1 protein-coding gene is annotated in these 870 nt (G+C 53.2%); it reads left to right on the plus strand.

Annotated features, from left to right (window positions below; translation table 11 throughout):
• Positions 1–870: phage nozzle protein (locus HGP29_RS28230; RefSeq protein ID WP_211093452.1), on the plus strand; the 870-nt coding region annotated here is incomplete at both ends.

An 870-nucleotide genomic window follows, 5' to 3' on the forward strand; every position in this document is an offset into this window, starting at 1 on the left:
CCGGATGGTTACATGGTTAAAGTTGTAGGGGACACATCCAAGACAGCTGACCAGTATTACGTCAAGTATGACTTAAAGCAGAAGGTCTGGAAGGAGACTGTCGGGTGGAACGTATCCATAGGTCTGGACTATGTGACTATGCCTTGGACTTTGGTGCGCGCAGCTGACGGTAACTTTGACCTTGGGTATCACGATTGGAAGGACCGTAGGGCTGGCGATGATGACACTAACCCGCAGCCGTCCATGGTAGGCTCTACGATTACAGACGTGTTTTTCTTCAGGAACCGCTTAGGGTTCATCTCCGGGGAGAACATTGTGATGTCGCGCACAAGTCGGTACTTTGAGTTCTACCCTCCGTCAGTGGCCAACTATACAGACGATGACCCTCTGGATGTTGCCGTGAGTCATAACCGTGTGTCGGTCCTTAAGTATGCTGTGAGCTTCGCTGAGGAGCTGCTGCTGTGGTCCGACGAGGCCCAGTTCGTCCTGTCAGCCAACGGTGTGTTATCCGCTAAGACTGCACAGCTGGACCTGACCACTCAGTTCGATGTGTCAGACCGTGCGCGTCCTTATGGTATCGGTAGGAACATCTACTACGCGTCCCCTCGCAGCTCCTTTACGTCCATCATGCGCTACTACGCGGTACAGGATGTAAGCTCTGTGAAGAACGCAGAGGACATGACAGCCCACGTTCCAAACTATGTGCCGAACGGTGTGTACAGCATCAACGGGTCTGGTACGGAGAACTTCGCGTGTGTGCTGACCAAGGGTGCTCCGAGTAAGGTATTCATCTACAAGTTCCTCTACATGGACGAGAACATTCGGCAGCAGTCGTGGTCCCACTGGGACTTCGGGGATGGTGTGGAAGTG

The sequence above is a fragment of the Flammeovirga agarivorans genome (assembly GCF_012641475.1).
GTDB classification, from domain to species: Bacteria; Bacteroidota; Bacteroidia; order Cytophagales; family Flammeovirgaceae; genus Flammeovirga; species Flammeovirga agarivorans.